At 69.9% G+C, this 18,595-nt stretch carries 17 protein-coding genes and 1 pseudogene; 12 read left to right on the top strand and 6 right to left on the bottom strand.

Going from position 1 to position 18,595, the window contains the following annotated elements:
* The first annotated feature begins 53 nt into the window (after positions 1 to 53).
* Entirely contained in the window at positions 54 to 1,421 is a 1,368-nt protein-coding gene (dnaB, locus tag A176_RS08740) for a replicative DNA helicase (RefSeq protein WP_002634150.1), read from the top strand.
* 109 nt (positions 1,422 to 1,530) lie between these two features.
* Here dnaB and thiD read toward each other — a convergent pair whose 3' ends face one another.
* From thiD to thiE, 3 genes are read right to left on the bottom strand one after another with little or no spacing between them, the layout of a single operon-like run.
* Positions 1,531 to 2,271 (bottom strand): bifunctional hydroxymethylpyrimidine kinase/phosphomethylpyrimidine kinase, encoded by a 741-nt coding sequence (gene thiD, locus A176_RS08735; protein WP_002634149.1) that lies wholly within the window; start codon positions 2,269 to 2,271, stop codon positions 1,531 to 1,533.
* Entirely contained in the window at positions 2,268 to 3,032 is a 765-nt protein-coding gene (locus tag A176_RS08730) for a gamma-glutamyl-gamma-aminobutyrate hydrolase family protein (RefSeq protein ID WP_002634148.1), read from the bottom strand. Before A176_RS08730 ends, thiD begins: the two co-directional genes overlap by 4 nt.
* A gap of 20 nt (positions 3,033 to 3,052) precedes the next feature.
* On the bottom strand, positions 3,053 to 3,709 hold the full coding sequence (thiE, locus tag A176_RS08725; RefSeq protein ID WP_002634147.1) for a thiamine phosphate synthase: 657 nt from the start codon (positions 3,707 to 3,709) through the stop codon (positions 3,053 to 3,055).
* A 92-nt stretch (positions 3,710 to 3,801) separates the two neighbouring features.
* On the opposite strand from thiE, the gene A176_RS08720 reads away from it, so the two are divergent.
* The 3 genes from A176_RS08720 to A176_RS08710 are packed head-to-tail and all read left to right on the top strand — an operon-like array spanning position 3,802 to position 5,203.
* The gene (locus tag A176_RS08720; protein ID WP_002634146.1) at positions 3,802 to 4,251 is read left to right on the top strand and encodes a hypothetical protein; all 450 of its coding nucleotides are present in this window, start codon (positions 3,802 to 3,804) and stop codon (positions 4,249 to 4,251) included.
* Positions 4,248 to 4,562 (top strand): DUF1844 domain-containing protein, encoded by a 315-nt coding sequence (locus A176_RS08715; protein ID WP_002634145.1) that lies wholly within the window; start codon positions 4,248 to 4,250, stop codon positions 4,560 to 4,562. Before A176_RS08720 ends, A176_RS08715 begins: the two co-directional genes overlap by 4 nt.
* Before the next feature lie 11 nt (positions 4,563 to 4,573).
* Positions 4,574 to 5,203: a hypothetical protein gene (locus tag A176_RS08710; RefSeq protein ID WP_044890635.1), complete on the top strand. Its 630-nt coding sequence runs from the start codon at positions 4,574 to 4,576 to the stop codon at positions 5,201 to 5,203.
* 12 nt (positions 5,204 to 5,215) lie between these two features.
* Here the strand turns inward: A176_RS08710 and A176_RS08705 are convergent, their stop codons facing one another.
* Complete coding sequence (locus tag A176_RS08705) at positions 5,216 to 5,851, bottom strand: hypothetical protein (RefSeq protein ID WP_021781474.1); 636 nt, start codon at positions 5,849 to 5,851, stop codon at positions 5,216 to 5,218.
* A 128-nt stretch (positions 5,852 to 5,979) separates the two neighbouring features.
* On the opposite strand from A176_RS08705, the gene clpB reads away from it, so the two are divergent.
* From clpB to A176_RS08680, 5 genes are all read left to right on the top strand, one after another.
* Positions 5,980 to 8,604, top strand: coding sequence for an ATP-dependent chaperone ClpB (clpB, locus tag A176_RS08700; RefSeq protein ID WP_002634142.1), 2,625 nt, complete (start codon positions 5,980 to 5,982; stop codon positions 8,602 to 8,604).
* A 79-nt stretch (positions 8,605 to 8,683) separates the two neighbouring features.
* Positions 8,684 to 9,367: a spermidine synthase gene (locus tag A176_RS08695; RefSeq protein ID WP_002634141.1), complete on the top strand. Its 684-nt coding sequence runs from the start codon at positions 8,684 to 8,686 to the stop codon at positions 9,365 to 9,367.
* 10 nt (positions 9,368 to 9,377) lie between these two features.
* Positions 9,378 to 10,394, top strand: coding sequence for an LLM class flavin-dependent oxidoreductase (locus A176_RS08690; protein WP_002634140.1), 1,017 nt, complete (start codon positions 9,378 to 9,380; stop codon positions 10,392 to 10,394).
* Positions 10,395 to 10,557: 163 nt separating this feature from the next.
* Complete coding sequence (locus A176_RS08685; RefSeq protein WP_021781475.1) at positions 10,558 to 11,385, top strand: hypothetical protein; 828 nt, start codon at positions 10,558 to 10,560, stop codon at positions 11,383 to 11,385.
* 106 nt (positions 11,386 to 11,491) lie between these two features.
* Positions 11,492 to 12,880, top strand: a complete 1,389-nt coding sequence (locus tag A176_RS08680) for a di-heme oxidoreductase family protein (RefSeq protein ID WP_002634138.1) — start codon at positions 11,492 to 11,494, stop codon at positions 12,878 to 12,880.
* Between the two features lie 21 nt (positions 12,881 to 12,901).
* On the opposite strand, the gene A176_RS08675 is transcribed toward A176_RS08680, so the two are convergent.
* A complete protein-coding gene (locus tag A176_RS08675) occupies positions 12,902 to 14,227 on the bottom strand; it encodes a DUF418 domain-containing protein (RefSeq protein WP_002634136.1) in 1,326 nt (441 codons plus the stop codon).
* A 152-nt stretch (positions 14,228 to 14,379) separates the two neighbouring features.
* On the opposite strand from A176_RS08675, the gene A176_RS08670 reads away from it, so the two are divergent.
* From A176_RS08670 to A176_RS08665, 3 genes are all read left to right on the top strand, one after another.
* Positions 14,380 to 15,693 carry an amidohydrolase gene (locus A176_RS08670; RefSeq protein ID WP_002634134.1) on the top strand — a complete coding sequence of 438 codons (1,314 nt, stop codon included), beginning with the start codon at positions 14,380 to 14,382 and terminating at the stop codon, positions 15,691 to 15,693.
* Between the two features lie 123 nt (positions 15,694 to 15,816).
* A complete protein-coding gene (locus A176_RS39770) occupies positions 15,817 to 16,419 on the top strand; it encodes a hypothetical protein (protein WP_226994251.1) in 603 nt (200 codons plus the stop codon).
* Positions 16,359 to 18,059 carry an Ig domain-containing protein gene (locus tag A176_RS08665; protein WP_226994250.1) on the top strand — a complete coding sequence of 567 codons (1,701 nt, stop codon included), beginning with the start codon at positions 16,359 to 16,361 and terminating at the stop codon, positions 18,057 to 18,059. The genes A176_RS39770 and A176_RS08665 overlap by 61 nt, the downstream gene beginning before the upstream one ends.
* 29 nt (positions 18,060 to 18,088) lie before the next feature.
* Here A176_RS08665 and A176_RS08660 read toward each other — a convergent pair.
* A pseudogene (locus A176_RS08660) lies at positions 18,089 to 18,504 on the bottom strand (winged helix-turn-helix transcriptional regulator).
* Positions 18,505 to 18,595: the final 91 nt, after the last annotated feature.

Below are 18,595 nucleotides of genomic sequence, written 5' to 3'. Positions count from 1 at the left end.
TTTGTAGCAAAACTTGGCTGTGTCAGCCCTGCCTGTAGAGTGGGCGAGCCGCCATGGAGAATGTCCACGAGTTCAGAGAGGGTCGGAAGGTCCACGAGGACCTCGCCGCCGAGCGCGCGGTGTTGGGCGCCGTGCTGGCGGACAACACGCTGATCGCCGCGGTGGGCGAGGTCGTCCACCCCGAGGACTTCTCCAGCCCCGCGCACGCCCAGATTTTCGAGGCGATGCTCAAGCTCGACGGCCAGTCGCGACAGGTGGACCACCTGACGCTGGCCGAGGAGCTGAAGGTGTTGGGCCACCTCGTGTCGGTGGGCGGCCCGGCCTACCTGATGCGGCTGGACCAGGTGGTCCCCATCGCGTCCAACGCGGTCCAGTACGCGCAGATCGTCAAGGACCAGGCCATCCGCCGCCGCCTGGCCCAGGCGGGCAAGGAGATTCAAGACCTCGCCAGCCAGGAGACGGGCGAGCTGGAGGTCCTGCTCGACGAAGCCGAGCGCAAGGTGTTCCTCCTCGCGGAGAAGAAGCGCGAGGGCGACCTGCGCCCGGTCAGCGAGCTGATGGAGCACACGCTCGATCTGCTCGACAAGATGAAGGCGGCGGCCACGGGCATCACGGGCCTGTCCACCGGCTACATCGACCTGGACAACCAGCTCACCGGCCTGCACGCCGGCGAGCTCATCATCCTCGCGGCGCGTCCCGGCATCGGGAAGACGTCCTTCGCGATGAACATCGCGGTGCACGCGGCGCTGAAGGAGAACAAGGCCGTCGGCATCTTCAGCCTCGAAATGCCCGCCGACCAGTTGCTGATGCGTCTGCTGGCCTCCACCGCGCGCGTGGACATGAAGAAGCTGCGCGGCGGCCGCCTGACGCCGCACGACGAGGAGAAGTTCCAGGAGATGGCGGGCGCGCTCTACAACGCGCCCATCTACATCGACGACTCCGGCGGTCTGTCCCCGTTCGACCTGCGCGCCAAGGCCCGCCGCGTGAAGCAGCGCGACCCACGCCTGTCGCTCATCGTCATCGACTACCTCCAGCTCATGCACCAGAAGGGCAAGGTGGAGAGCCGCCAGTTGGAGGTCGCCGAAATCTCCCGCGCGCTGAAGCAGCTCGCCAAGGAGCTGGAGGTGCCCATCATCGCGCTCAGTCAGCTCAGCCGAAAGGTGGAGGACCGCAAGGACGGCAAGCCCCTGCTGTCCGACCTGCGTGAGTCCGGCTCCATCGAGCAGGACGCCGACGTGGTGATGTTCATCCACCGTGAGACGTCTGAAGAGGGCCCCGACGGGCAGCCGGCGCAACAGTCGAGCACCGTGATTCCCGTGGAGCTCATCGTCGCCAAGCAGCGTAACGGCCCCATCGGCTCCATCGACCTGGTGTTCCTGGCCGAGTACACGCGCTTCGAGAGCCGCCAACGCACGGACTGACGGCCGCTTCGGTCCACGCTGGCGCGCACCCCATGCGCCCAGCGCGGGCCCTCAGGAGCGCCGAGCCGCGTCCAACCCACCGCGAGCCTCCCGCGGCACGGGCTTCGCCCTACTCCGAGCCTGTCCGCAGGTAACGGACCACCAGCGCCCGGGCGGAGCGCACCGCCGTCTCCATCGTGCGTCCCCGGCCCAGCTCCGTGGCCAGCGCGGAGGCCAACCGGCAGCCTGTTCCACGCCGCCCGGGTGAGCGCGCCAACCGCTTTCCTTCCAGCACCCGCACGCGGCCTGGAGTGGCCAGCACATCCGCCAGTCCCTGCGTGTCCGGCAGGTGCCCGCCCTTCACCAGCACCGCGCCAAAGCCATGGCGTGCCAGCGACTCGGCGGCTTCCGCGGCCTCCGCCACGGTGCGCGCGACCGGCCGCCCCAGCAGCCACCCGGCCTCATCCAGGTTCGGCGTGAGCACCACGCGAGGTCCCGCCAGGGACAAGTAGGCACGCGCGGACAGGCGCGTCAGGGGCTCGCCCCGCGACGTGCGCACCACGGGGTCCACCACCCACCAGGGGTCGGTGCCCGAAAGGGCCGCCTGCGCGGCCGCGAGCTGCGCGCGGGCCGGCACCATGCCGCACTTCACCGCGTGCAGCGGCCCCAGCTCCAGCGCGGCCACCACCTGCGCCGTCAACACGCGCGGCGGAGAGGCCGTCCAGGTGAAGGTCCGCGTCCCCTGCGCCGTCTGCGCGGAGGGCACCGCCACCGGCTGCCCTCGCAGCGCGCGCACCGCGGCCACGTCCGCCAGCAACCCCGCCCTGCCCGTGGGCTCCAGGCCCGCCAACAGCAGGACGCGAGGGCTCACCGGCGGTGCTCGCGCGCCTTCTGCACGAACGACTTGTAGAGTCCCACGTGCACCGGAATGGTCGTCGACATGTATTCGGGGTGCCACTGCACGCCCAAGGCGAAGACGTGCACCGTGGACTCGATGGCCTCCACCACGCCGTCCGGAGCCACCGCCGTGATGACCACGTCCTTGCCCACGCTGCGCACCGACTGGTGATGCGTGGAGTTGACCATCAACTGCCCGTGCCCCACCGCCTCCGCCAGCAACGTGCTGTTCTTCACGTCCACCGGGTGCTGGGGATGGGTGCGGTCATGCTTCTGCTCGTGCTCGCGGGCGCCTTCCACCTCGCGGCCGATGTCCTGGAACAACGTGCCGCCCAGGATGACGTTGAGCAACTGCATCCCGCCGCAGATGCCCAGCACCGGCATGTTGCGCTTGAGCGCGCCGCGCATCAGCGCCGCCTCGAACGCGGTGCGCCCCTCCTTCAGCGCCCCCAGGCCCTCGCGGGCTTCCTCGCCGTAGGCGGAAGGCGGAATGTCGAACGCCCCCCCGGTGACGAGCACCCCGGAGACGCGGTCCAGATAGGACTCCACGCACGCGATGTCGTCCGAGTACGGCAACACGAAGGGCAGCCCGCCCGCGCGCAGCACCGCGTCCGCGTACGGGACCTTGAGTTCGTAGCGCGCGAAGGCCTGCTCTCCAGCAGGACTCCAGTCCGGGGTGATGCCGATGTTGGGGCGGCGCGGCGCCGGCCCGTGGTGACGCGGATGGTTGTTCATGGAAGCTCCTGGCTTCGAGGCTATGCCCCGGAGCGCCCCTGTTCAAACGCGGCCATCAGCAGCCTCACACGCTCGGTGATATCAGCGGCAAGCAACGCATCCGAGACGACCGCCGCGCAGTGCGCTCCCGCCGCCGCCACCCGCGCGATGTTCGCCAGCCCCACCCCGCCAATCCCCACCACCGGCAGCGGGCTTTCCCTGACGACGGCCGCGAAGGCCTCCAGCCCCATCACCGGCGCCGGAACCTGCTTCGTCGTCGTGGCGAAGAGGGGCCCCAGCCCCACGTAGTCCGCGCCCGCCGCCTGCGCCGCCCGCGCGCCCGCCACGTCGCGGACCGTCACGCCCACCCACCGCCCAGGCCCCAGCAACGCGCGCGCGTCTTCGGGCGGCACGTCCTCGTCGCCCACATGCACGCCGTCCGCGTCCGCCAGCAGCGCCAGGTCCACCCGGTCGTTCACCAGGCAGAGCACGCCCTCCCGGCGGCACAGCGCCACCACCTGCCGCGCGGCGGCCAGGGCCTCGCGGGCCGGGGTGCGCTTCATGCGCAGTTGCACCACGCGGGCCCCGCCGGCCACCAGGCGGGCCGCCTTGTCCACCAGTGAAAGCTCCGGCAGGACGGTGTCGTCACACAGCAGGTAGAGACCGCGGGGAAGGTGCGGGTGAGACGGTGCGTTCATCGGCTCTGGTAGGCGGGACGGCGGCGTTGACAGACGGCCACCCTGCTATAAGGTGCCGCGCTGTTTTCCAAGCAATTCTGAGGATTTGAACCATGGCGGATTCGGCGGACCCGAAGTACCTCGATAAGCGCACCGCGGAGCGGTACGTGCGCTCTGGCCAGCTCGACGAAGCGGCGTACGAGCGCCACCTCCAGGGGCTGCCTGACGTGGCGGAGAAGTCCGTTCCGATTGAGACCCTCATGCTCGACGACGTCGATGACTTCGACGATGAGGACGACTTCGACGACGAGGACGATGACACGTCCGACGACGACGATGCCTCCGACGACGACGCGTCCGACGACGAGGACGGGGACGACGACACCGCCACGGCCACCGCCGCCGTTGCCGCCGCGAGCTCCGATGACAGCGCCGCCGCCGCCGCCGCGGATGACAGCGATGACGACGCGGATGACAGCGACGACGCCGCGGACGACAGCGACGACGCCGACGACAGCGACAGCGCGTCGAAGAGCGACGACGAGGGTCCGGTCTCCGCATGAGCTCCGGGGACGAGAAGCGCGGCGAGACCTTCGTGATGCGGGGGGAAGCGCGCTCCGCGTCCGAAGAGTCGATTTCCTTCAGCACCTTCATCGTGGGGTTGGGCACCGCGGTGCTCATCCACCTGGGAGGTGCTCCCAATCCGGAAACGGGCCAGTTGGAGAAGGATCTGCCGCTGGCCCGGCAGAACCTGGATCTCCTGTCCATGCTGCGCGCGAAGACGCGCGGCAACCTCACGCAGGAGGAAGAGAAGCTCTTTGACGGGCTGCTCGCGGACCTGCGCCTGCGCTACGTGGAGGCGACCAAGCGTTGACGGCTTCGAGCATGAAAGGCCTGCCGGGCGGCATTCGTTTCGCCGCGATGGTGGGCATGGTGTTCTCCGCGTTCACGGGCTGGAGCGCGCTGCAGGAGGCCTTCAGCCTCGCCCGCTTCTTCGAGTCGCGCTCGCGCCTCCTCGAACAGGGGGAGTCGACCCTGACCGGGCCAACGCTGGAGCTGTACCGGCGGGTGATGGAGACGTACTTCGCCGCCCTGGAGCCCATGCACGAGCCCCGCGTCGTGCTGATGGCGATGCTGACCGTGACGTGCTCGTTCGTCTTCGTGGCGTCGGGGCGGCTGCTGCGGCCGTACGGCCTGCGGCGGGATGGGATGCGCCGGGTGCTCGGCCGCGCCGCCATCCTGACGGCGGTGCTCCGGACCATTGATGGAGCGCAGCTCGCCGCGGTGGCCCGCCAGGTGGGAAGCACCCTGGCGGCCTCCCTGGACTTGGTCCCCAACCTGCCGCCCGACGCCAACACCGCGGAGATGGGACAGACCCTCCCGGGCGTCATCGCGGGGGGCGCCATGCTTTTCACGCTGCTGGTGGCGGGAACCTTCGCCATCCTGGGGCAGTACTTCCGCAGCGAGGGCGTCCGCCTCGCGGTCGCCGTGCAGGATGGCCCGCAGGAGGAATAGCCGTCCCCTCGTTCAGAGGACGTCGGACTCCGGGAGCGCCACCTGCCCCGTCGGCAGCAGGGCCTCCAGGAAGGCCTCGCCCTCCGCGTCGTGCCCCTCGAGCGCCAGCTCGTGGCTCGGGGACACGCGGTGCAGCCGCAGCAGCTCCTTGCGCGTCAGGCCGAACACGTAGGCCAGGTGGCCCATGGGCCACCGCTCCTGCATGTACTTGAAGGCCGCGTCGTCCATCTCGTCCAGGGGGACAGGGAGCTCGACGTCCTCGTAGACGACCCGGTCGCCACCCACCCGCCGGCCGTTGCCGTAGGCGAGGACTTCCTCGCCCTCGTCTGGATCATAGACGTAGGCCTGGACGGTGACGTTCGCGGCGCGGGACAGCAGCCGGGCGAGCGCATGGTGGGCCGCATACCAGTGCGCGCCCTGCCGTCCTTCGGTGAAGGGCCCCACGAAGGCGAGCCGGACCACCTTGCGGCGCCGGTTGACGGAGACCATCAGCCCCGTCGCGCCCATCGCCCTGTCCAGCGACAGCGCTTCACGCGCCAGCCGGAGCAGCTCCAGGCCGCCGAAGCTTTCGAGTCGTACGAGATATCCGCCGTGTGCTTTCAGTGTCAGCCCCCCAGGGGATTGGGCGCCGCCTATACCCGGCATCATACCCCATGGCAACTCCGGCACCGAGGAAAGCGGGCGGTTACCAGGAGTCCAAACATTTTCAGGGCGAGCGAAACCGATGCGCCACGCGCGCTGCTTGCCAAGGGGTCTTCGACTCTTACGTTGGAGGCATGCGACTCGACAAGTACACAGTGAAGGCGCAGGAGGCGATCCAAGAGGGTCAGACTCTGGCCCGTCGGGCGGATAATCCGCAGTACGAGCCCGAGCACCTGGCCGCGGCGTTGCTTGGTCAGAAGGACGGCATCGTCGAGCCCCTGCTCCGCAAGATTGGCGCGGACGTGAAGCTGTTCGCCGCGAGGCTGGGCGAAGCGCTCCAGAAGCTTCCCCGGATGCAGGGCGGCGAGAGCGCGATGCTCGGCCAGCGGCTGCTGAAGACGTTCGACAAGGCCGAGGACGAGGCCAAGTCCCTCAAGGACGAGTTCATCTCCTCCGAGCACCTGCTGCTCGCGCTCACCCATGACAAGGGCGCGGTGGGCGAGGTGATGAAGTCCTCGGGCGTCACGCGCGAGCGCGTGCTGTCCGGACTGAAGGAGGTCCGAGGCTCCGGGCGCGTGACGAGCCAGGACGCGGAGTCCACCTACCAGGCGCTGGAGAAGTACGGCCGCGACCTCACGGACGCGGCGCGCTCCGGCAAGCTCGACCCCGTCATCGGGCGCGACGAGGAGATTCGCCGGTGCATCCAGGTGCTGAGCCGGCGCACGAAGAACAACCCGGTGCTCATCGGTGAGCCCGGCGTGGGCAAGACGGCCATCGCGGAGGGTCTCGCGCGGCGCATCGTCGACGGTGACGTGCCCGAGGGCCTGAAGAACAAGCGCCTGGTGTCCCTGGACCTGGGCGCCATGGTGGCCGGCGCCAAGTACCGCGGCGAGTTCGAGGAGCGCCTCAAGGCCGTCCTCAAGGAGATCGCCGACGCGGCGGGCGAGGTCATCCTCTTCATCGACGAGCTCCACACGCTGGTGGGCGCGGGCAAGGCCGAAGGGGCCATGGACGCGGGCAACATGCTCAAGCCGGCGCTGGCGCGCGGCGAGCTGCACTGCATTGGCGCCACCACGCTGGACGAGTACCGCAAGCACATCGAAAAGGACGCCGCGCTGGAGCGCCGCTTCCAGCCCGTGATGGTGGGCGAGCCCAGCGTGCACGACACCATCAGCATCCTGCGCGGCCTGAAGGAGCGCTACGAGGTGCACCACGGCGTGCGCATCCAGGACAACGCCCTAGTGGCCGCCGCCACGCTCAGCCACCGCTACATCGCGGACCGGTTCCTGCCGGACAAGGCCATCGACCTGGTCGACGAGGCCTCCAGCCGCCTGCGCATCGAAATCGACTCCATGCCCACGGAGCTGGACGACGTGCGCCGGAAGATGACGCAGCTCCAGATTGAGCGGGAGGGCCTGCGCAAGGAGACGGACCTGCACTCGCAGGAGCGCCTGGGTCAGATTGAGAAGGAGCTGGCCAACCTCAGCGAGAAGTTCAACGCGCTCAAGGTGCACTGGGACGCGGAGAAGTCCGCCATTGGCGCCATCCGCGCGCTGAAGGAGAAGCAGGAGAAGGCGAAGAACGACCAGGCCGCGGCCGAGCGTCAGGGCGACCTGAACCGCGCGGCAGAGCTGAAGTTCGGCGTCATCCCCTCGCTCGACAAGGAGCTGAAGGCGCAGAACGAGAAGCTGGCCGAGCTGCAGAAGAACCAGAAGTTCCTCAAGGAAGAGGTCGACGCGGAGGACATCGCCGAGGTGGTGGCCAAGTGGACGGGCATCCCCGTCTCGCGGTTGATGGAGGGCGAGGTCCAGAAGCTGGTCCACATGGAGGACCGGCTGGCCAAGCGCGTGATTGGCCAGCGCAGCGCCATCGAGGCGGTGTCCAACGCCGTGCGCCGCGCGCGCAGCGGGCTGCAGGACCCCAACCGCCCCATTGGCTCGTTCATCTTCCTGGGCCCCACGGGCGTGGGCAAGACGGAGACGGCCAAGGCGCTGGCGGAGTTCCTCTTCGATGATGACTCCGCCATGGTCCGCATCGACATGTCCGAGTACATGGAGAAGCACTCCGTGGCCCGGCTGGTGGGCGCGCCTCCGGGGTACGTTGGCTACGAGGAAGGCGGCCAGCTCACGGAGGCCGTGCGCCGGCGGCCGTACACGGTGGTCCTCTTCGACGAAATCGAGAAGGCGCACCACGACGTCTTCAACGTGCTGCTCCAGATTCTCGACGAGGGCCGGCTCACCGACAGCCAGGGCCGCACGGTGGACTTCAAGAACACGGTGCTCATCCTCACGTCCAACCTGGGCTCGCAGGACATCCAGGCCGGCATGGCGGGCAAGGAGGAGCTGGACGAGCGCACGCGTGAAGAGGTGATGGACGCGCTGCGAAGCCACTTCCGTCCGGAGTTCCTCAACCGCGTGGACGAGGTCGTCATCTTCGAGCCGCTGCGGAAGAAGGACATCTACCGCATCGTGGACCTGCAGTTGGCGCGCCTGTCCAAGCTGCTGGCCGACAAGCGGCTGACGCTGGAGCTGACGGAGAAGGCGCGCGAGCTGCTCGCGGAGCGCGGCTACGACCCGACGTACGGCGCGCGGCCCCTGAAGCGCGCGGTGCAGAAGAACCTGTTGGACCCGCTGGCCCTCAAGGTGCTGGGCGGTGAGTTCGTCCCCGGTGACCACATCCAGGCGGATGCGGGCCCCGACGGGCTCGCCTTCGCCAAGGTGCTGGTGGACACCACGAAGAACGTGAAGCGTTCGGCCTGAGTCCGGGCGCTCACGGAGGTCCCCTGGCCCGGCGTCGTGGCTTGACGCCGGGCCGCTTCCCGCGAGAAGAGCCCCGGCCATGAAGCCCTGGGAGACGGTCGATCGCGCGGAGGCCCCCGGCGTGGGGGAAATCACCCTGGTCCGGCGCGGGGACGAATACGTCTTCCGTGTGCGAGGCCAGACGCTCATGTCCAGCCGGCAGCACGGCTCCGAGGAGGCCCTGGCGAAGGCGGGCTGCGAGGGCCTGGCGGAACGAAGCAACGCCCGGGTGCTCGTGGGCGGGCTGGGCTTCGGCTACACGACGCGGGCCGTGCTGGACACGCTGGGCCCCGACGCCCGCGTCACCGTGGCGGAGCTGCTCCCCGTGGTGGTGACGTGGAACCGGAGCCACCTGGCGGCCCTGGCCGGCGCGCCGCTGGAGGACCCTCGCGTCGCCGTGGTGGAGGGCGACGTGGGCAAGCACATGGCCCGGACGGCTGGGGCCTACGACGCCATCCTGCTGGACGTGGACAACGGGCCCACCGCCCTCACCCACCCCGACAACCACGGCCTCTACGGGCGCGTGGGACTGGCACACGCCGTCCAGGCGTTGCGGCCCGGGGGCTCACTGGGCGTGTGGAGCGCCGGGCCCTCCCCCGCCTTCGAGCGCCGCATGGAGCAGGCGGGGTTCACCGTCCAGACGCTGCACCCGGCGGCCCACGGCACCAAGGGCACGCGGCACACCCTGTTCATCGGCAAGCGGAGGCCCCAGGGACGGCGTTAGTAGGGGCCCCATGATTCCTTTCTCCGTCCTCGACCTCTCGCCCGTCACCCAGGGCTCCACCGCGTCCGACGCGCTCCGGAACACGCTCGACCTGGCGCGGCACGCGGAGGAATGGGGCTACCAGCGCTTCTGGCTGGCCGAGCACCACAACATGACGGGCATCGCCAGCGCGGCCACGTCCGTGGTCATCGGCTACGTCGCCGGAGGCACGAAGCACATCCGCGTGGGCTCGGGCGGCATCATGCTGCCCAACCACGCGCCGCTCGTCATCGCCGAGCAGTTCGGGACGCTGGAGACGCTCTACCCGGGGCGCATCGACCTGGGGCTCGGCCGGGCGCCGGGCACGGACATGCTGACGGCGCGCGCCCTGCGGCGCGACATGGCGGCGAGCGCGGACAGCTTTCCCCAGGACGTGGTGGAGCTGAAGTCCTACTTCGAGCCCACCGAGTCCGGTCAGCTCATCCAGGCGGTGCCCGGGGCCGGCTTGAGGGTGCCCATCTGGCTGCTCGGCTCCAGCCTGTTCAGCGCGCAGCTCGCGGCCGTGCTGGGCATGCCCTTCGCCTTCGCCTCCCACTTCGCGCCGGATGCCCTGCTGCAGGCCCTGGCCATCTACCGGGAGCGCTTCAAGCCGTCGGACGCGCTGGCCCGGCCCTACGCCATGGCGTGTGTGAATGTCTTCGCCGCGGACACGGACGCGGAGGCGCGCCGCCTCTTCAGCTCCGTGCAGCAGCAGTTCTTCCGGCTGCGCCGCGGGACGCCCGGACAACTGCCGCCCCCCGTGGATGACATCGACACGGTGGCCTCCCCCGTGGAGCGCGCGAGCGCCGACCATGCGCTCACGTATTCCATCGTCGGTGCCCCTGACACCGTCGAGCAGGGACTGGACGCCTTCATCCGCCTCACCGGCGTCGACGAGCTGATGGTGACGGGCATGGTCTACGACCCCGCCGCGCGCCTGCGCTCGTTCGAGCTGACGGCGCAAGCGCGCGCCCGGCTCGCCCAGGCGGAGGCCTCGCGGCGCGAGTAACCTCAAATGGCACAGCCAGCGCCCTTTTGTGACGGGGCGCGCTACACCGGCGCGTGCATCCCCCCTGTTTCCCGAGGGGTGAAGCGGACCCTTGTTGTGGCGTGAACAGTGCAATGGAGCGGAGGTGCAACACTTCATTCGCACCACACCAAGGTAGGACTTCATGCAGATGAATTTCACGGGTCGCCTGCTCGCGGCCGCGCTGCTGAGCGTCGCGGCTGGTTGTCAGGGTGATGAGACGTTGGACTCCGAGCCCCTGGCGGCTCAGGAAGCGGACGCGAAGAGCGACTGCGTCCAGCGCTTCGATGGCATCACGAACTGCCCGACGGGCAACGCCAAGCTGCGCGCCACGGACAAGGGCATCCAGGTCACCGGGCTCGGCGACACGAAGGCGGACGGCGTGGCCAGCCGCTTCACGCGCGCCTCGTCCTGGACCCAGACGACGGGCATCAACTTCGGCGGTAACAACGGCAGCCTGAACCTGTCCGCGCGCTCCGGCGACCAGGTGGTCAGCACGCTGAACGTCTCCGCGGGCCGCGAGCCCGGCAGCGTGCAGGTGACGCCGAACTTCACGGGCGCGCCGGGCGGCTCCAGCTACCGGATGAACGTCTACCGCGACGGCCAGCTCCAGGGCACGACGACCAACCCGGCCGCGCAGCGGCTCATCTTCTGGAACTGGTGGGACTTCATCCGTTACCTCGTCGCGCACGCGGACTTCTTCCAGATCGACATCATCATCTGGAAGAACGGCGTGGCGCAGATGGCGGAGCCGTCCAACGTGGGTGCCTGCGGCTGGCGTCTGCGCGCGGATGACCGCGACTTCACCTTTCAGCTCCCGGACGGCACCACCATCAGCGGCGACGAGGTGGAGTTCATCGAGGAGATCGAGAGCGGCCACTACCCGTACAACCTCTTCACGGGGATTGACGTGAACGCCTCCGCGAAGGAGTTCACCATCCTCGACGAGAAGATTGTCGCCGGGAAGAAGTAGTCTCCACCGCCCGTGCCTCGCATGGGCGACGCCCCGGGCAGGGAAGCCATCCTGCCTGGGGTTGTAGCGCGGTCCGTTCCACCCCGGGTCTTCTGGAGTCTCTTCGATGAAAGGGCGGCTGTTCCTCCTGGGCATCTCTGTCGGCGCCGTCGTGCTCATCGCCGTGTGGGCGAACACGAACCGGCTGCCACCGCCGCTCGAGCTGGGGGCGCTCGCGGCCAGATTGGAGCCCGGGGAAGAGCTGTCCGGCGGAGCGACCTCCGTTCCCGACCCGGGGCGGAATGCCTTTGGCCGCTCGCCCATGAACATGGCGCGCGAGCGCTGGCCGGAATTCCACGCGGGCAAGCGCATCTTCGACCGTGATTGGACGGACGTGGACGGCCCCGTCCATGTGGGGCCGCTGTTCATCGCGCCCTCCTGCATGACGTGCCACGTGAAGGACGGGCGTGGGCAGCCCCCGGCGTCCCCGAAGGAAACGCCAGTCTCGCTCGCGTTCCAGCTCAGCGGCCCGGAGGGCCACGGCGTCCATCCCCGCTACGGCGCCCAGCTCGACGTGCGGCACCTGGATGGCAAGAGCGCGGAGGGCACCGTCGAGGTCCGCTATGACGAAGTGACGGGGAGGTTCTCCTCGGGAGAGGCCTACGCGCTGCTCCGTCCCCGCTACACCTTCGCGGCCCTGTCCAAGGGCCCGCTCGAGGACGGCGTCCGCTTCTCGCCGCGCGTCGCGCCGGTGAACTTCGGGCTGGGGCTGCTGGAGGCGATTCCCGAAGCGGCGCTCCTGGCGAACGAGGACCCGGAGGACCGGAACCAGGACGGCATCTCTGGCCGCGCGAACCGGGTGATGACGGTGGAGGACGGCCAGACGCGCCTGGGCCGCTTCGGATGGAAGGCCAACCAGCCCACGCTCCGTCAGCAAGTGGCGCAGGCCCTGTCGGCGGACATGGGACTGACGACGACGGTGTTCCCGCTCGGGCAGGGCCAGGAGGCCCCCAGCGGCGACGCCGTCCCCGAGGTGACGCCCGAGGACCTGGAGAAGCTCGTCTTCTACACCCGGCTGGTGGCCGCGCCGAAGCGGCGGGACTGGGACGCGCCCACCACGCTGCGCGGCAAGGCGGTGTTCGAGGCCATCGGCTGCGCGAGCTGCCACCTGGCCACGCCCTTCGAGACGGAAGAGGTGCCCGGCTTCCCGGAGGTGTCGCGGCAGAAAATCTACCCGTACTCGGACCTGCTGCTGCACGACATGGGGGACGGGCTCGCGGACGGACGGCCGGATGGGCTCGCCAGCGGCACCGAATGGCGCACGCCTCCGCTGTGGGGCATTGGCCTGGTGAAGGCCGTGAATGGCCACACGCGCTTCCTGCACGACGGGCGCGCCCGCAACCTGGAAGAGGCCGTGTTGTGGCACGGCGGCGAGGCCGCCCTCGCGCAGGAGCGCTACACGCGCCTGCCGCTGACGGACCGGCAGGCGCTGCTCACGTTCCTCGAATCGCTCTGAGGGGCCCCGCCGCGCCCCGCGTCAGGAGGCCGCGACGCTCGGGGCGCTCCCCTCCCCCGGCGCGCGTCGCAGGGGCTGGGCCCGGCCGTAGGTGAGCGAGCGCCACATCCATTCGACGGGACCGAAGCGGAAGCGCGCCAGCCACAGGTGGCTGAACACCACCTGCACGGCGAAGATGGCGCAGCAGATGGCGAGCGCGCGCGACATCGGCAGCTTGCCGATGAGCCCCAGCCCCCAGCCGTTGTAGATCCAGATGCTCACCACGGACTGCATCAGGTAGTTCGTCAGGGCCATGCGCCCCACCGGGGACAAGACGCTCATCCAGCGGCGCCAGCGCTCCCGCTGGAACAGCAGCGCGAAGCCCGCGACATAGGCCGCCGCCGTGGCGATGTAGCCCGGCTCCTGGATGGCGGTGAGCACCAGCGTCCAGGGCCCCTTCGGGTCCCACAGCGTGCCCTCGGCGTTCAGACGCATGAGCGCGTAGCCGCCGCCGTTGATGACCAACCCCAGGAGCAGGCCCCACCCCAGAATCCGGCGCAGCAGCGGACGGTGCGTCTCCACGTCCTGGAGCAGCAACAGGCGTCCGGCGAGCAAGCCGAACAGGAAGCGCCCCAGGATGAGGCTCATCCAGAGCACCTGTCGGGGCTCGGTCCAGAAGAACGACAGGTAGAGGCGCGCGTTGCCCATCTGCGCCGTCCAGAAGGACTCGCTCGACAGCGCGGCCAGGGAGTCCGCGAAGAGGGCCTGGATGTTGGCCTGCCGGGCCTCCACCGCCGCCGCGGCGGCCTCCGCGCCGTGCATCAGGATGGGGATGTACCGGATGGCCGCGGGGACCACGAACGGCATCACGGTGACGAGCCCCAGGGCCCAGAACAACACCGTGCGATTGGAGCGGGCCCGGAAGGCCATCAACACCAGGCCCACCAGCGCGTAGACGTGGAGGATGTCACCGGTCCACACCAGCAGGGCGTGCGCGAATCCAATGCAGAGGAGCACGCCCAACCGCCGGCGGTAGAGCGGCACCGCGGAGGTGCCCCGCGCCTCCGCCCGACCAAGCTGGATGGAGAAGCCCAGGCCGAAGAGGAAGGCGAAGATGGAGATGAACTTCTGCGTCACCAGCGTCACGTAGAGGCCGGAGATGATCTGCTCCAGCAGCGGCTCGGCCAGCGCCTTCGCCTTCTCCTTGGGCAGGAGGACCCGGCCGCTCAACCAGACAAGGCTGTTGGAGACGAAGACTCCCCACAGCGCAAAACCCCGGAGGACATCCAGCAAGACGACTCGCTCGGAGGCCTCCACCGGCCGCGTCACGGGCGCGGCGGATGACGCGGACGTATCAGACTCGGACATCCCCGAAGCAGACGCCCTCCGATGATAAGCCGTCAATCTCCCGAGGTGCGCCTGCCCCTGGCGCGGCGGCCCGCCGAGCCCACGCGTGACAACTCCTGCCACCCCGGGTGTGGTGTAGTGGCGGCGCTCCCCGCAGAACAGGAACACGCTCTGTGAAGAACCCCCACCTGCTTCCCCTGCTCCTTCTCTCGCTGGCCACCCCCGCGGGCCTCGCGCTCGCGGCGGAGACGGCGCCCGTGCTCGGCGGGCTCGACGCGCTCTACCCCGACCTGGACGCGCTGTATCGCGATCTGCACCAGACGCCCGAGCTGTCCAATCAGGAGGCGAAGACGTCAGCGAAGCTGGCGGACCGGCTGCGCAAGCTCGGCTTCGAAGTGACGACGAAGGTGGGCGGCCATGGCGTGGTGGCCGTGCTGCGAAACGGCCCCGGCCCGACGGTGATGTTGCGCACGGACATGGACGGGCTGCCCGTGCTGGAGAAGACGGGCCTGCCCTACGCGAGCAAGGCCACGGTGAAGGACGCGGCGGGCGCGACGACGTCGGTCATGCACGCGTGCGGACACGACGTCCACATGACGGCGTGGATGGGCACGGCCACGCTGCTGGCCCGCGCGAAGAGCCGGTGGAAGGGCACGCTCTTGCTGGTGGGCCAGCCCGCGGAGGAGTTGGCGGCGGGCGCCCGGCAGATGCTCCAGGACGGCCTCTTCAAGCGCTTCCCCAAGCCGACCCATGCGCTGGCGCTCCACGTCAACACCGCCCCGGCGGGCACGGTGGAGTACCGCACGGGCTACGCGTTGGCGGGCGCGGACTCCATCGAAATCACGCTCCACGGCAAGGGCGGACACGGCGCGTATCCCCATTCAACCGTGGACCCGGTGGTGATGGCGGCGCGCGTCGTCCTCTCCCTCCAGACGCTCATCAGCCGGGAGCGCCACCCCTTGGAGCCCGCGGTGCTGTCGGTCGGCTCCATCCACGGTGGAACCAAGAACAACATCATCCCCGACGACGTGAAGCTCCAGCTCACCTTGCGCTGGTACAAGCCGGAGGTCCGCAAGGCGTTGCTGGACGGCCTCGAGCGCATCGTCAAAGCCGAAGCCATGGCGTCGGGTGCCCCCCGCCCGCCCGACATCACCGTCACCGAGGGCACGCCGTCGGTCTACAACGACCCAGCCCTCACCCAGCGACTGGTCGGCGCCGTGTCCCGCGTCCTGGGTGAAAAGAACCTCCAGGAGACGGAACCCGTCATGGGCGGCGAGGACTTCGCCGAATACGGGCGAGCGGGCATCCCCGCGGTGCTGCTCTGGCTTGGCTCCAGCGAGCCCCAGCGGCATGCCAAGGCGAAGGCCTCGGGAGAGGAGCTGCCGTCCATGCACTCGCCGCTCTTCGCGCCGGACCGGGAGCGCACGCTCCGCACGGGCGTCACCACGCTGACGACGGCCGCCTTGGAGTTGTTCGACAAGCCGTGAAGTCCTGGAAGCGGCCCGGCCTGCTGGCGTGCCGGGCGCGCGGGCCCTTCGCGGTGATTTGACTCGGCGGAATACGAAACCGTAGACAGGGAACCTCTCGCATCGCGACAGGAACTCCTTCCCTTGCTCAATCGCAATCACGTCCTGCGAACCCTGATGGGGGCTTCGCTGTGGTGTGCCGCTGGCTGCCAATCCGACGCCTTCGTGAGCCACGAAGGCACGGTGCGCAGCGGCACCTCCGTTCCCTTGAGCCTCCAGGTTCACTTCGGCCCTGACAGCCCGGAAAGCCGTGACGGGCAGATGGTCGCCTGCATCGCCCTGCCCTCGGGCTGGCAGGCGCCGGGCGGCACCTATACGTACGCGGGCGCGGCCCCCGTGGCCGCGCAGGCGGCGGAGGCGGAGCTCGTCAGCGAAGCCCAGTCCGCCTGGCCGGTGAGCGGCGCCGCGTGGCACTGCCTCGTGTCGGACCGCCTCACCACGGGGACCGAGTCGGTGCTGGCGACCGCGCAGCTCTCCCTGGCGGTGCCGTCCGTGGCGCAGGGCCCCTACAGGGTCCGCTACCAGAGCGGGTTCCGCAACGCCGGTCCGCCCCGGGCGAGGGTGAGACGCAGGCCTATCAGCCCGCGAACTTCACGGGGCGGCTGGAGCGGCTGCTCCACGTCAACGTGGCCCCCACCACCACCTTCGACCATTGGGATTCAGGCACCGCGACAGGCACCGAGGTGACGCCCTCCGCGGCGAGCGCGTGGCATGGGAACGGCACCTTCCTCGCCCTGACGAACAGCGGCGGCGCGGAGATGCTGCGCTCGTCGGACGGGCGCACGTGGACGGGCTTCACCCCCGTGAGCGCGGGCACCACCACGCCCATCCGCCTGGAGCGGCTCGTCTATTCGCAGCTCCGGTGGCTGGGCCTGTCGGACGGCCGCATCGTCGTCTCCACCGACAACGCGTTCACGTGGTCGCCCCTCTACCAGGCGCCACCGCGCGACGGTGAAACCGAGGGCCGCCGCTTCCTGGCCCTGGCCCTGAGCGGCAACCGGCTGGCCGCCGTGGGCACCGCGGGCCTCATCGCCACCTCCCGGGATGGCGCGACGTGGACGGATGAGAGCATCTCCAGCAACTACGACCTCGTGGCGCTGGCCCCGGGCCAGGACAGCTTCCTCGCCGCGGCCCTCCCCATGGCCGGAGCCCCCTCTGGCACGTCCGCGCTGGCGCGTCCCCGCGCGGAAGGCAGCGGCTGGGAGCTGGTCGAGCCCGCCACGTTGTCGGGCCTCACCCTCATGCAGCTCGCGGGTGGCAATGGCCGCTTCGTCGCCTACGCCGGGGCGCCCATGCCGCCGCCCTCGCCGCCCGCCGCGCTGGCGCCCCAGTCAGAAACCCCCACCCCGGGCTTCTACCGCTCCGAGGACCTGGGCAGCACCTGGGCGCGCGTGGGCCGCCTCCAGATTCCCTCGTCCACCGAGCCCCCCGCGCCGCTGGTGGCCTTTGTCGACCAGAGCTTCGTCGTGAGCTGGACGGGGACGCCGCCGCAGAGCCTGCCGGCGCTGCCCTCGTTCGAGCTGCACGTCTCCGCGGATGCCATGGAGTGGACGGCGCATCCGACGGGCGCGGGCGGAAGCTACACCGCGGAGTCCTTCGCGACGGGCGACACGTCCGTGGTGGCGGTGAGCCCGCGCCGCCTGCTGGTGGCCACGCGGCGCCCCTGGCCCCAGCCCGTGTTCGTCACGGAGCGACTGGATCCCTTCCGCGTGGGGACGAACTACCTCGTGGCCCTGGACGCCCGGGGCTCGGGCACGCTCACGTACGAGCTGGTGGGCACGCTGCCCCCGGGCCTGACGTTCCGCTCCACGGGCTCGTTCCACGGCACGCCGACGCAGGCGGGCAGCAGCGCCGTCACGGTGCGCGCGCGCGATGCCCGCGGCGGCGTGGCGGAGCGGACCTTCAGCGTGGACGTGGTGAGCGACCTGAGCATCTCCAGCGGCGCGCTCGCGTCCGCGACGCAGGGCAGCCCGTATGAGGCCCGCTTCACCGCCTCGGGAGGCCGGGCGCCCTACCTCTGGAACCTGGCCGGCGGGACGCTTCCCAGCGGACTGACGCTCCAGCAGACCGACGGCGCCTACGTGCTCAGCGGCAGGCCCACCCTGAGCGGCAACTTCGCGCTGACGGTGCGCGTGACGGACTCCGCGAACCAGACGGCCGAGCGAGCCGTGTCGCTGCAAATCGTCGCGCCCCCTCCGCCCCCGGAGGATGAAGGGGCCGCCCCCGGTGGCTGCGGCTGCAATGGCGGCGGCGCGGGTGTCCAGGCCCTGGGGCTCGCGGCGCTGGCGCTGGTCGCCCGCATCCGCCGCAAGCAGCGGCAGGCCTGATTCGAAGCAACGTGCCGCGCACGAGGCCCTCAGCCTTTGCGCGGCACGTGCCGGGCCCGTGCCTCCATGATGCGAGGCATGCTCTCCTCGATCCACTCGGCGAGCGACTCCACGCGCGTGGCGACCTCCTCCCCAGGGGCGTGAGGCTGTAGTCCACGTGCGGAGGAATCACCGGGTGGACCTCTCGCAGCACGAAGCCGTCCTGCTCCAGCGCCTGCAGCGTCTGCGACAGCATCTTCTCGCTCACGCCGGCGACCCTGCGGCGCAGCTCGCTGAAGCGGCGCGTGCCCTCCAACAGCGCAATCAACACCAGCACGCCCCAACGGCTCGTCACGTGGTCGAGCACGCCCCGGGAAGGGCAGGCGGGCGCGTACAGGTCGCCTCGCTCCTCCGCCTGCTTCGCCATCATCCGCGCCAACGGCCCCGTGCGTTTCTTCGTCCCCATGCCAGTAACTTACAAAAAGGTAGGTACTTACGTAAAGTAAGTGAGGCCGTTAGGTTCTTCTCGCGTCGGGAAATCCCTCCACGACGGGAGA

It is taken from the genome of Myxococcus hansupus (assembly GCF_000280925.3).
In the GTDB taxonomy this organism is placed as follows: domain Bacteria; phylum Myxococcota; class Myxococcia; order Myxococcales; family Myxococcaceae; genus Myxococcus; species Myxococcus hansupus.
The sequence above is the reverse complement of the archived record's forward strand: the minus strand, read 5'-3'. Positions and strand labels throughout refer to the sequence as shown.

Excerpts from the sequence above, each read along its gene's own strand:
- clpB (WP_002634142.1), top strand. The coding sequence starts at position 5,980 with ATGCGACTCGACAAGTACACAGTGAAGGCGCAGGAGGCGATCCAAGAG.
- A176_RS08690 (WP_002634140.1), top strand. The coding sequence starts at position 9,378 with ATGATTCCTTTCTCCGTCCTCGACCTCTCGCCCGTCACCCAGGGCTCC.
- A176_RS08695 (WP_002634141.1), top strand. The coding sequence starts at position 8,684 with ATGAAGCCCTGGGAGACGGTCGATCGCGCGGAGGCCCCCGGCGTGGGG.
- dnaB (WP_002634150.1), top strand. The coding sequence starts at position 54 with ATGGAGAATGTCCACGAGTTCAGAGAGGGTCGGAAGGTCCACGAGGAC.
- A176_RS08720 (WP_002634146.1), top strand. The coding sequence starts at position 3,802 with ATGGCGGATTCGGCGGACCCGAAGTACCTCGATAAGCGCACCGCGGAG.
- A176_RS08730 (WP_002634148.1), bottom strand. The coding sequence starts at position 3,032 with ATGAACAACCATCCGCGTCACCACGGGCCGGCGCCGCGCCGCCCCAAC.
- A176_RS08705 (WP_021781474.1), bottom strand. The coding sequence starts at position 5,851 with ATGATGCCGGGTATAGGCGGCGCCCAATCCCCTGGGGGGCTGACACTG.
- A176_RS08715 (WP_002634145.1), top strand. The coding sequence starts at position 4,248 with ATGAGCTCCGGGGACGAGAAGCGCGGCGAGACCTTCGTGATGCGGGGG.
- A176_RS08710 (WP_044890635.1), top strand. The coding sequence starts at position 4,574 with ATGAAAGGCCTGCCGGGCGGCATTCGTTTCGCCGCGATGGTGGGCATG.
- A176_RS08675 (WP_002634136.1), bottom strand. The coding sequence starts at position 14,227 with ATGTCCGAGTCTGATACGTCCGCGTCATCCGCCGCGCCCGTGACGCGG.
- A176_RS08685 (WP_021781475.1), top strand. The coding sequence starts at position 10,558 with ATGCAGATGAATTTCACGGGTCGCCTGCTCGCGGCCGCGCTGCTGAGC.
- A176_RS08680 (WP_002634138.1), top strand. The coding sequence starts at position 11,492 with ATGAAAGGGCGGCTGTTCCTCCTGGGCATCTCTGTCGGCGCCGTCGTG.
- thiE (WP_002634147.1), bottom strand. The coding sequence starts at position 3,709 with ATGAACGCACCGTCTCACCCGCACCTTCCCCGCGGTCTCTACCTGCTG.